At 63.1% G+C, this 10,447-nt stretch carries 9 protein-coding genes and 1 pseudogene; 6 read left to right on the top strand and 4 right to left on the bottom strand.

Annotated elements, in window-relative coordinates:
• Positions 1–437 (bottom strand): TCAD7 domain-containing protein (locus B2W70_RS06850; protein ID WP_286744114.1); only part of this gene is annotated, 437 nt, incomplete at its 3' end.
• Positions 438–579: 142 nt separating this feature from the next.
• On the bottom strand, positions 580–1,023 hold the full coding sequence (locus tag B2W70_RS06845; RefSeq protein ID WP_286744113.1) for a hotdog fold domain-containing protein: 444 nt from the start codon (positions 1,021–1,023) through the stop codon (positions 580–582).
• Between the two features lie 105 nt (positions 1,024–1,128).
• Between B2W70_RS06845 and B2W70_RS06840 the strand changes: the two genes are divergently transcribed.
• Positions 1,129–1,761, top strand: coding sequence for a TetR/AcrR family transcriptional regulator (locus B2W70_RS06840; protein WP_286744110.1), 633 nt, complete (start codon positions 1,129–1,131; stop codon positions 1,759–1,761).
• A gap of 65 nt (positions 1,762–1,826) precedes the next feature.
• Here B2W70_RS06840 and B2W70_RS06835 read toward each other — a convergent pair whose 3' ends face one another.
• Positions 1,827–2,537 carry a hypothetical protein gene (locus tag B2W70_RS06835; RefSeq protein ID WP_286744109.1) on the bottom strand — a complete coding sequence of 237 codons (711 nt, stop codon included), beginning with the start codon at positions 2,535–2,537 and terminating at the stop codon, positions 1,827–1,829.
• A gap of 124 nt (positions 2,538–2,661) precedes the next feature.
• On the opposite strand from B2W70_RS06835, the gene B2W70_RS06830 reads away from it, so the two are divergent.
• Genes B2W70_RS06830 through B2W70_RS06810 form a run of 5 tightly spaced genes read left to right on the top strand, consistent with a single transcriptional unit; the run spans position 2,662 to position 9,924 of the window.
• On the top strand, positions 2,662–4,107 hold the full coding sequence (locus B2W70_RS06830) for a Wadjet anti-phage system protein JetA family protein (RefSeq protein WP_286744107.1): 1,446 nt from the start codon (positions 2,662–2,664) through the stop codon (positions 4,105–4,107).
• The gene (locus B2W70_RS06825) at positions 4,104–4,781 is read left to right on the top strand and encodes a DUF4194 domain-containing protein (protein ID WP_058086906.1); all 678 of its coding nucleotides are present in this window, start codon (positions 4,104–4,106) and stop codon (positions 4,779–4,781) included. Before B2W70_RS06830 ends, B2W70_RS06825 begins: the two co-directional genes overlap by 4 nt.
• 1 nt (position 4,782) lies before the next feature.
• On the top strand, positions 4,783–8,391 hold the full coding sequence (locus tag B2W70_RS06820; protein ID WP_286744104.1) for an ATP-binding protein: 3,609 nt from the start codon (positions 4,783–4,785) through the stop codon (positions 8,389–8,391).
• The gene (locus tag B2W70_RS06815; RefSeq protein WP_286744102.1) at positions 8,388–9,605 is read left to right on the top strand and encodes a Wadjet anti-phage system protein JetD domain-containing protein; all 1,218 of its coding nucleotides are present in this window, start codon (positions 8,388–8,390) and stop codon (positions 9,603–9,605) included. Before B2W70_RS06820 ends, B2W70_RS06815 begins: the two co-directional genes overlap by 4 nt.
• Positions 9,589–9,924: a hypothetical protein gene (locus B2W70_RS06810; protein ID WP_286744099.1), complete on the top strand. Its 336-nt coding sequence runs from the start codon at positions 9,589–9,591 to the stop codon at positions 9,922–9,924. Before B2W70_RS06815 ends, B2W70_RS06810 begins: the two co-directional genes overlap by 17 nt.
• Before the next feature lie 16 nt (positions 9,925–9,940).
• On the opposite strand, the pseudogene B2W70_RS06805 reads toward B2W70_RS06810, so the two are convergent.
• A pseudogene (locus tag B2W70_RS06805) lies at positions 9,941–10,447 on the bottom strand (hypothetical protein); the annotation flags it as partial.

The raw sequence follows: 10,447 nt of genomic DNA, 5'->3' as shown, positions 1-10,447 counted from the left end.
GTCGGCCGAGCCGCCATCGCTGGCGACGTCATGGGAGCCTGAACAGGCCTGCCCTGGGCTGGGGACGGCGGCTGCACACCCACGAAGCGATCGCCGTCGAGCACCACCGCCTCGCGGTCCAGGGGCGCTTGCAGCGCACCGTCGTTGGCCGATCGAACGGGCGCCGACAGGAACTCATGCAGGTCCAGCACGCGCTTGAGCGTGGCCTGCGGGTCGGCCTGCTGCACCCGCTCGCGGGCCCAGGCCATCGGGAAGCTGTACCAGTAGACGGTCAGGCCCTCGACGCGGCGCACCGCCAGGATGTCGGCCTCGCTGGCCAGCAGGCGGGGCAGGGCGTCTTGTGCCAGCAAGGTGGCGGGCAGCAGCAGCGCGGGCAACACACGCGGCAGATCGGTCAGGTCCCAATCTTGGTCCTGGTCCTGCTGTGGTGTGGCCATCGTGACTCCCGTGTTGTGCCTGCGGCTGAACGCCGAGGGGCAGCATGCCACGGGCGGATGGCCACGTCCGCCTTCGGTGTCGCCAGCTTGACCGCGATCGACGGCGTCCCCCAAAGCTTAGGGGGAGGCAACAGCCGGCAGATCAACTGGCCAGCTTCACGTCCATCGTGATCTGGGCCGTGAAGACCTTCTTGCCTTCGGTGTCGAACACCTCGACGGGGACGATCTTGTCGCCAGCCGTCGACCAATCAACGCCCGAGCCGTCGGCCACCGCCGTCAGGTCGGTCTTGGCTTTCGCGAGGTAGGCCACCGTCATGCCCTTGGGGATCCAGCGGGCACCCGCCGGAACGGAAACATCGGTCAGGGTGCCCCCCACCAGCTCGGCGGCGTTGCACATGGCGATGGCGTGCACGGTGCCCAGGTGGTTGGTGATTTCCTTGCGGAAGGGCACCTTGGCTTCGGCGCGGCCCGGGCGCAGGTCGATGAGCTGTGGCTCGATGGTGCTGAAGTACGGCGCCATCTGGCAAACCATCTTGCTGAACTGCTCTGCACCGACGGTGTTGAACATTTGAAGGGCTGGGCTCACGGCATGTCTCCTTTGTTGACAGAATAAAGTTCTGTTACGGAACTGTATTCGGCAATAGAATGCCGTGTCAACCGCCTTGTCAGGACACCCTGAGACGGAGATCGCTTGTCCACCCAGTCCGTTCTCGAGCGTTGCCACCCCGGGCGACGCGCCGCACTCAAACGCGAAATCCTGGCGCGCTCCCTGGCCTGCTTCAACGACCAGGGCATCGAAGCGACCACCATCGAGGTGATCAAGGCTGCATGCGGGACCAGCGTCGGCGCGATCTACCACCACTTCGGCAACAAGGATGGGCTCATCGCGGCGCTGTTTTTCTGCGCGCTCGACGACCAGGCCCAGCTCCTGAACACGCGCCTGTCGCAGGCACACGATCTGCGCGGCGGCGTGCACGCGATGGTGTTCAGCTACCTGGACTGGGTCACGGCCGAGCCGGAACTGGCGCGCTTGCTGTTCCAGGCGAGGTCCTTCGTCGCCAAAGGCCCGCACGCCCAGGTGCTGGTCGAGCGCAACCGGGCGCGCAACCAGGCCTTGCTGGCCTGGTTCTCTCAGGTTGAAGACGGCGCCAAGCTGGCCAAGTGCTCGCCGGACTTGTTGCCCTCGCTCATCGTCGGCCAGTCAGAAAACTACTGCAGGGCCTGGTTGTCGGGGCGGGTTCGGGCGACACCCCAGGCTCACCGCCACGCTTTGGCAGAGGCCGCCTGGGGATCGATCACGGCGGTGGCGGCCTCGGCGGGGTGAGGTCCTGAGGACCAGCAGGCAGGCTTGCGACCGGTGCCGCACGGCAGCCGCCCAGCTCAAGCGCATCAGGCCAGATGACCGATGTCGCTGGCACCAGGCGCATCCCAGCCACGTCCTGCCCAAACAAATTGCCCGGAGGGTAACTCTTCGACAGATCGCTGCGCAAAGGCCCTCCTCGCCACCCACGGCGCAAAGTTCTGCTCGATCACACTGATTCGGTCAAACAGTGAAGGCTGTTGGCGAATCCAGGCCGCACATTGCTGAATGCGGCTTCGCAGCGTTCCCGTCACCACCTTGAGGTGATCGGCCAATTCGTCCATGTCCCACGTGAATCGCTCCAGCAAGATCAAATAGGCTGCCGCCTGTGAATAGCTGTGTTGGATCACGGCCATGCGCGCCCCACTCTCTTGTTCCAGCTCATGCGCCACGGCTGGGTCAAACGCCTCAGGCGCGATCAGAAACCGCGAAAGAGCCTCCACGGCTGCCCCAGCGTCTTCATGGTCCCAATCCTTGTCCAGGCGGACGGCGTACCGGGTCTGCTTGTCTGCAAAACGAACGAGTTCGTTGAACAACCAGGCCAGCACGATTTCCTGGTCATGCGCGTTGCCAAAATCGACATCGAACCCACGCTTTCGACCGATCCGCTCAGCCATCAGCCAAGCCTCGCCCATCACATCGCCCTCGGTGTATTCACCACACGTTCTGGACGCGATGCGCCTCAAATTGGCTCGCTTCGATTGCACGAATGCCGAGAATGCATCTGCGGGTTTTGCCAATCTCCACCTCCCGATGGTTGACGGGCGCAATAGACGCCACAAACAAGTGGATGTCAAGCCGTGGCGCTTGCATTTAACATCCCCTTTCAAAAACCCAAATCAGCGGACCACCATGGGAGGCACCGTGTCTGCGCCGACTGTCTTTTTTCAAGGCCCGCGCGAGCACTTCTTCAAGCCACTGAGCTGGCAGGATCGAGAGGCTTGCGCCGCCGTTTTGCGCCAGTTGCATGAACGCGTTCATGGCCCGGACGCCGACTACGCCGAAGCCCTGACACGTGAGCTTGTGCTTGAGATCATCCAGCAGGTGATTGCCCAACCGGCGTATCGCACCGGTGCGTTGTCGCAGAGCGTTGCCGCTTCGGGCATCGTCCAACCCCAGGCGGAACGCGATTACGCCCTGAATCTGCTGCGCGTCCTCAAGGAACACGGCTGGCTGGAAGATCACAAAGACCCGATCAACCTGCAGCCCACGCTCAAGCTGACGCGTGCCGGCAAGGCGTTCTCCGAAGCCTTTGCAGAGCTGGACAACGCCCGGCACAAGACCCGCCAGCGCAACATGCGTTCAGCGCGCAAGGCCTTGCAGGCCTTCCTCGAAAACCGGGACGAAGACGAGTTGCTGGATGCCTATGACTTTGCCAGCCACGTGGTGCAGGACCTGCAGGAGGACATCGAATACTTCCGCCTGTTGATGCAGACCCTCACCCGGGAAGCCTTGACGCAAAAGCTGGCCTGGGACGAATTCAACGACTTCCTGGAGCGGCGATTTGGCAAGGAGCTGTCGTCTCGACTGGTGGCCGATTCCGTAGATCGCCACCGCAGCCAGATCATCGAGTTGCTGGACATGGTTCGCAGCTGGCCTGAGCCCCAGCGCCAGGCTGTGGACGGTGCCCTGCGTCAGCGGGCCACGTGGCTGGAGGGCGTGCTCGAAGGCCGCAGCGCCACCATCTGGCTTTGCAAACGCATCGAAGACCTGATCGACACCGCCTGCCAGGTCAAGCTGCCGATGCTGCGCAGCGAGATGCACAACTATGTGCGGCGCTTCACCAGCTTGTTGCGCCAGGCACTGTCTCTGGACTACGGTGCCGAGTCACCTATGGGGCGCACGCTGGCCGGCATCAAGACCAGCACAACCGTTGAACGTGACGCGTGGCTGAATGCACTGGCGCAGCGCCTTTCAACCACCGAGATCCGCTTGCCCACCAGCGGCCTGCGCTGGACTCAACGTGATCGACAAGAGCTTGATGGCTCTGACATCGACTGGCACATCTTGCCCCACAGCCGACTGGAGGCGGCCATGCGGCGCGCCGAGGCAGAGGCCTTCGTCATCAGCGAAGATTTCTTGCTGGCGCAGTTGCAAGACTTGGTCAAGGGCTGTGAGATGAATGGCTCGTTGCGTCTGTCAGACCTGTCCATGGGTGATGCGCCAGACGCCCTGAGAGCACTGCACGCCGTGGGTGCCGTGCGATCGGCACAAGGCAAAGCTCATTGGACAGCGCACAAACTGCCCGTCAAATTTGAAACGCCCGTTTTCGTGGCCGATGACTTCGAGTTGAGACGCCGAGAACCATGAGCTTGCCAACTTCTTTTCATGCCTTGCTGGACGCTCGCCTGACCGAACGCACCAGCGGGGCCGTTTCACGCAAACGCTTCGCAGAGCTGTGCAACCGCCTGATGGCCAGCGGCATCATCTGGCGCGAATACTCGCGGCCTGAGCAAGCGTTGTATGACGACGCCTCCATGGTAGAAGAATTGTTGCGTGAGTGGTTCGACGTGCTCGGCTTTGCCCTCACCCACGATGTCGATGCCAACCTCTTTCGCCTGTACCCACCGGGCGATGACCAGGAGGATGAAGACGGCGTCAAGCGCTTGCGGGCCCGGCTGTCGCGCGATGTCGTGGCCGCCGCACTGGGCTTGCGTTTTCTCTACACCGAAGCCCTCACCGGCAAACGCGAGCTGGTCAACCAGGAGCTCGCCATCAGCCTGGAAGAGCTCTCGCAGACGCTGGTGTCGCTGATGGGCATGACCTTGCCATCGTCCATGGCCGAGCGCGGCCAACTTTTGCGCGAACTGCGCAAGCTGCGACTGATCCGCTTCAAGGACGCGGACGGCCTGGGTCAGATGGACACCCTGGCCAGCGTGTTGCGCCCCGTTCTGTCCTTCGTGAGCGACGAAGCCCTGCAAGACGTGTTGCGAATGATGCAGGAGCGCCAAGCTGCCGCACAAAAAGCGGAAGGAGCCGCCTGACATGCGCATGTCTCGGCTGATCACCCTGAACTGGGGCACCATCGACCACCGCGACTGGCCTTTGGCCGATGCCACCTTGCTGACCGGCGAATCAGGCTCCGGCAAGTCCACCCTGCTCGATGCCATGCAAGCCGTGCTCACGGCCGCACGCCAGGGCGTCTTCCATTTCAACGCAGGCCAGAACGAATCCACACAGAGCCGCCGTGGTGGCAAAGAGCCACGCACGCTGGCGGCCTACGCCCTGGGGCAATGCGGTGGCGATGTGTTCTTGCGCACGCGCTGCACCAGCTACGTGGGCCTGGTGTTCGAGCCTTCCGAGGGCGAGTCGGCACAGGGCTTCACGGCGCTGCTGGGCATGGATGCCCACGTCGATGCAGCTCGAGCCGATGGCGGCCGCCCCATGTTCTACCTGGTGCGTGCCGCCGTCTCCATCGAGCACCTGCTTGCCACGGCCAACAGCGCTTCGGCGCCACGCCCCTTGGGCCTCAAGGAGGTGCTGCCCCAGTTGCAACTTCGCCTGGGACTGACACCCGATCAGATCAGCCGGTACGAGGGCAAGGACAGCTACCTGCAGCACCTCTATGGCTTTTTGATGGGCAAAAAATTCGTGCCGGAAGCCGACGCCACACGCTGCGCACGGGCCATCGTCAAGGCCATGGCCTACCGCGAAATCGGCAACGTCAACGACCTCGTGCGTGACGAGATCCTTGACGAAAAGGACTTCTCGCAAGAGGTGGGCAAGCTGCGCCAGTTGATGCAAGAGATCGCTCGCCTCAAGGCAGATGCCGAGCGCCTCAAACTCAACATCGATCGCCTGAAGCTGGTCGATGACGCAGCCTCGGACGTCATCGCTTTGCTGCGCAAGCACGTCATCGCGCTCAACGCCCATGCGCTGCGCCTGCAACGCGAGTGCACAGCAGAACGGCTGAGCGTTTTCAACCACCAACAGCGCCTGCTCAAGCAAGCTGGCGAATCCCAGGGCCGGCTGGATGCCATCGGCTTGCAGCGCCAGCGGCTGGACAGCGAACTGGCCGAGGTGCAGGGCGAGTTGAACCTCAGCACGGTCAATCAGGCCAAACAAGCACTGGACGCCCGTGCGGCCCACCTGGCCCAGCAGTTCCACAAAGAGTGGTCCCGGGTGCAGCAAGCGGCCCGACAGATGGACGAGGTGCTGACCCACGTCACGCAACTGCTGGCGCTGGATGTGTCGGCTTTGCCCGATCTGCGCGAAGCAGTGACCAGGCTGCATCCCGCAGCCCAGCAGGCCCACAAGCTCTGGGCGCCTGCACGCGGCCCCTTGACGAGTGCCGCACGCCTGGATGACGAGCTGGCCGCCTTTGAGCTGGAGCCCCTGGACCAGGCTCTCAAGGCCCTGGCGTCGGTGCTTTCGGGGGCCGACGCATCGGTGATGAACGCGCTGATCAATGCGCGCAGCCAACTGCTGCAACAGCAACGCTTGCTCAAGGATGAGCAGGACGCCTTGCGTGCGGAGCACAAGCTGCTGCTCAGCGGCCGCTCGCCTGCGCCCACCGACGTCCAGCAGGCTCTGACCCTGCTGGACGACGAACTGCCCCAGGCGCGGGCCAAGATGCTGGCCGCACTGATCGAACCCAAGCCCGGCAGCACCTGGCAATCCTCCATCGAGGGCTACATGGGCCGTGACCGCTTCGCCATCATCGTCGAACCTGAGCACGAAGAAGACGCCATCAAGTTGATCAAGCATCACTTTGCCCGCCGCTCGCCCAAGATCGTGCAAGGCAGCAAGGCCATCGACGACACGCGAGACGCCAGCCTGCCTCCGCAAGCCATCCTTCATGAGCTGGTCTGCCAGCACCCCGTGGCCAACGCCTACCTGCTGGCACTGTACCGCCGTGTGGTCAAGGTTGGCACCGAAGCCGAGTTGCGCAAGACGCCTCAAGGCCTGATGCAGCAGGGATTGGGCAGCCGTGCCTACGGCATGTTTGCCTGCCTGGCCAGCGAGCATGAACTGACCTTCGGCCTGGCAAGCCGCCAAAAGCGCCTGGCCTGGGTCAGCCGGCGGCTGGATGCGCTGGTCCCCGAACTGACCCAGTTGACCAACCTCGACCGATCCTTGCGCATGGTCATGGGTTGGTTCCAACGCCTGGGTGCTGACTCGCTGAGCCAGGCGCTGGGCGAAGCGCTGTCCACACGCCTGCTGCACGTTGAAGTGGTGCTCGACTTGAGCCGCCTGGACACCTCCAGCATCGATGGGCTGACGGCGCGCAAAGCAGGCCTGCAAGAGGCCCTGGAGGACTGCGCCAAGCAATGGGACGATGAACAAAGAAAAGTCGGCGTTCAAGACAAGGATCTCGCGCAGGCCACCAAGCGACTGGCTGACCTGGACGCTCGCCGGCCCACGCTCGACCAGGAAGTCACCAACGCTAGCGTCTGGTTCAGCCGGTTTGCCGCTGTGGCTTCAGGCATTACCTCCGAAGTGCAGTTGCAGACAGAAGCCCAGGAACTCGGCGACACAGACGAGCCCACCACCAGCACCCTGTCCAACTGGGTGAACAACACCGCCGACAACCTGCCCGACCGGCTCAAAACGCTGCGCAACCACATCGGCACCTACCTGGCGGGTGCGCGCACCGATGACGAACGCTTCACCTGGAACGAACCACCCCGCGTGGTGGACCAGATGGAAGCCGTGCTGCAATCGGTGCAAGGTGTGCAACACACGGCCCGCGATCAGGTCCGGCGGCAAGACAGCATCGGCCTGGCCGACAACGTCGCACGGTTGGAGAAAGCCGAGGCCAGCTTCAACCACGTCTTCACCAGCGACTTCTGCTTCCAGGTGCGACGCGATGTCAAGGATGGCTCAGCCACCTTGCGCAAACTCAGCAGCGAACTCAAGGCCATCCAGTTCGGCGTGGACACCTACGACGTGGTGCAAGACTGGGTGCCCCGCTTCAAGGCCTTCTACGACTTCTTTGAAGCCCTCGACACCGTGGTGGACCAGCTTGACAAGGACAAGGGTGCCATCTTCGATGCCCCCCAGCTGTCCGAAGCCCACCGCGCCACCGCACAGGAAATCAAACGCCTGCTGTTGTCGCAAGACCAGATCGCCGCCGAACGCGCACTCAAAGAGCTGGCCGACTACCGCAACTACCGCCGCTACGACATCCACCGCATCGTGGGTGGTCACGCCACGCCGCTGTCCACCTGGGGCACGGGCTCTGGCGGCGAGCTGGAAACGCCGTTCTACGTGATCCGCGCGGCCGTGCTGGCCCACGCGCTCGGGCACTTCGGCAGGGACACCAATGCACCCGCGCTGCGCGTGATGCTGTCCGACGAGGCCTTCTCCAAGATGGACGAAAGCCGCTCTCGTGCGGTGCTGCGCTTCCTCTCCCAGAACATGGGGCTGCAGTTGATCGTGGCGATGCCCACGTCCAAGTCAGGCGCCATCAAGCCCGAGTTCGACAAGGAGTACACCTTCTCGAAGCTGGAGGCCCAGGCCAACGGCCAGACGGTGTACCTCAGCGAAGTGCAGGAAAAGGACTTCAAGCGGCACGCCATGGCACAACTGTGGGCCGATCACGCCCAGGCCGCACGCGACCAGGCCAGGCAAGCCTTTGAGGCAAAGCCATGACCACGCCTGCGCCTGCCCCCCTGTTGATCAGGCTGGCCCACGCGCTGCTTGACAGGGCCGATCGCAGCCAAGGCCTGCGCGCTGTGACCTTGAAGCTCGATGCCAAGGTGCTGCCAGAGCTGCACGCCACTCAGACACCCGATGACCTGGCCCGCATCACCGCGCTGTTGCAGTCGCTGGTGCAAACGGGCTGGGTCACGCTGCGAACCAAGAAGCCCCGGGCCTTTCAGACACTGGCCGATCAAGACCCCACGCTGGTGCTGCACGATGCGCTCGCCCTGGCTTCGTGGTCAGGGCATCAACCCGTGGGGCCCAAGTGGAGCCGAGAGTTGGTTGCGCAACTTGGCGCGCCAGGTGTGCTGGAGGTGCCGGATGCGCCCGCCTTGCTGGACTACCTGCAGCGCAACCCCTTGCCATGGTTTGCCGGCATGCCCGCTGGCGAGGTGGCTCAGGTGCTCAACGCTCTGGCCACGGCCTGCGCAGCCACACCGGGCCGGCCCACGCTGTTCCTGCGCGAGCTGTCTGCAAGGCATTTCAAAGGCCACAGCAAAGTGCTCGACAAGCGCGAAGAATGCATGCGCTTGCTGGGTGCAGAGGCAGACCAGTTCCCTGAAGGGCCCGTCCAGTTGCTGATCTGCTTGCCTGAAGCAGGCACGGAAGTTGGACCGCAAGGCTTCGACGAGATCTTGTTCATCGAGAACCTCGTCACCTTTGAACGCATGGCCCTGCAGCGCCAGCCCGCATGGGCTCACTGCGCGCTGGTGTTCGCATCAGGTTTCAAAGGCGCGGCCCGCCGCTTGCGTCATCCCCGGGGCGCATCGTTGTACTGGCGGGGCCCAGCCCCTGCTGCTGCCCAGGCCTTCACCCAATGGCTGCATGGCCCAGCACACGCTGATTTGCCGGTGAGCTTCTACGGCGACCTGGATTTCGCCGGCCTGCAGATCCTGGCCCAGCTGCGCCAGACCTTTGTCCATTGCGTGGCCTGGCGCCCAGGCTACGGCGCCTTGGCCACCGCCATGCAAGCCGGGCAGGGGCACCCGCCTGAACGCGCTGGCAAGCAGGCACAAACAGACCCTGGGCACACCGGTTGCCCCGATGCGGATCAGGTGCTGCTGCCCTTGCTGCGAGAATCCGGCCTGTGCATTGATCAGGAAAGCTGGCCTGCTGACATGGGCCTGGCCACTGTGGAGCCCACCCATGAACATCGACATTGACAACCTCAGCCATGACCAACTGGTCGATCTGAACAACCGGGTGGTGGCCCGCCTCAGGTTCCTGGAGCAGATGCGCGCCCACTCAGCCATGCTTGATTTCAGCATTGGCGAACAGGTGAGCTTTCATCCACCCGGGCATCCGGTGTTGATGGGTGTGATCACCAAGTACAACCAGAAGACGGTGACGGTGATCGCCAGCAACGGTCAGCAGTGGAAGGTGTCACCGTCGCATTTGCAGAAGGTGGCGGCTGCAAGCCAATCGGCGAAAAAGCCAAGCGACAACAAGCCTGCCAAGGTCATTTTGATGCCCAAGGGGTGAAGGCCGCTGACAAGACTCACAAGACGCGCAGGCAAGCCCGCCAGATTCGAGGATGTTGTTGCTTGAGGCTGGCGAAAGGTTCCTGTCTCTGTCCTGACCAATGGAAACACCATGGCAACAAGCCATGGTCATCGCTTTCACACAGTCGAGTGATCAACTGCTCGCCGTCCACCTCAGGCGAGGCCAAGGCCTTTTCGACAACCTCCACCAACCGTTTGTAGGTTCGGCGATATCCAGCCTCCAAAGCCCCGCGGCGGGCAAGCTTCAACACCGTTGCGGTCGCTTGGCCTTTCGCGCTGTATCGATCAGCCTCGACATCGTATCGAGCCACCATGTTCCCTGTATCAGGGTCGAACTCGAGATGCTGCCAAGGGTCTTCCAGGCTGGGATCAATCAACAAAGGTCGGCCGTTGGCCGCTACGGGAAACTGGCTGCCTTTGATGCGACCACATTCGCTGCAGCAAAGCAGCCAGTTCTTCCACTGAAAGGCAAGTTTCGGGGTATGCGTCCGGTGAAGGCATCT

This window comes from Aquabacterium sp. UBA2148 (assembly GCF_002328915.1).
GTDB classification, from domain to species: Bacteria; Pseudomonadota; Gammaproteobacteria; order Burkholderiales; family Burkholderiaceae_C; genus Aquabacterium; species Aquabacterium parvum.
This window is presented reverse-complemented; position numbering and strand designations above follow the sequence as displayed.

What these genes read in the sequence shown, in the direction of transcription:
- B2W70_RS06825 (WP_058086906.1), top strand. Translation starts at nt 4,104, where the DNA reads ATGAGCTTGCCAACTTCTTTTCATGCCTTGCTGGACGCTCGCCTGACC.
- B2W70_RS06820 (WP_286744104.1), top strand. Translation starts at nt 4,783, where the DNA reads ATGCGCATGTCTCGGCTGATCACCCTGAACTGGGGCACCATCGACCAC.
- B2W70_RS06815 (WP_286744102.1), top strand. Translation starts at nt 8,388, where the DNA reads ATGACCACGCCTGCGCCTGCCCCCCTGTTGATCAGGCTGGCCCACGCG.
- B2W70_RS06810 (WP_286744099.1), top strand. Translation starts at nt 9,589, where the DNA reads ATGAACATCGACATTGACAACCTCAGCCATGACCAACTGGTCGATCTG.